The sequence below is a fragment of the Stenotrophomonas sp. SMYL11 genome (genome assembly GCF_036320005.1).
Lineage (GTDB): Bacteria > Pseudomonadota > Gammaproteobacteria > Xanthomonadales > Xanthomonadaceae > Stenotrophomonas > Stenotrophomonas maltophilia_A.
Genome location: NZ_JAWIRS010000021.1, coordinates 68,859 through 69,148 on the forward strand (window position 1 = coordinate 68,859; position 290 = coordinate 69,148).

Genomic DNA, 290 nt, shown 5'->3' on the forward strand with positions numbered 1-290 from the left:
ACAGATTCTCGCGATTTCTTCGCTCTTCTGTAGAGCCGAGCCATGCTCGGCTCAAATCGATCCGATATCGAAATATTTGATTCCGATGGAGATTCATCCACGCATGCGTGGATCTACCGTGTCGACCAAGGTCGACACCTACCAACAGCCTCCGGAATCTGTCAGAGGTGGGGCGGTGTCGGAGTGCGGGGTGTCAGCCGCATGGGCCCGAGGCATGCCTCGGGCGGGTTGGGCAGGACGCCCAACCCCGGTCTTGCCGTGTGCGCAGGACTGCGCACACGAGCAAGCGG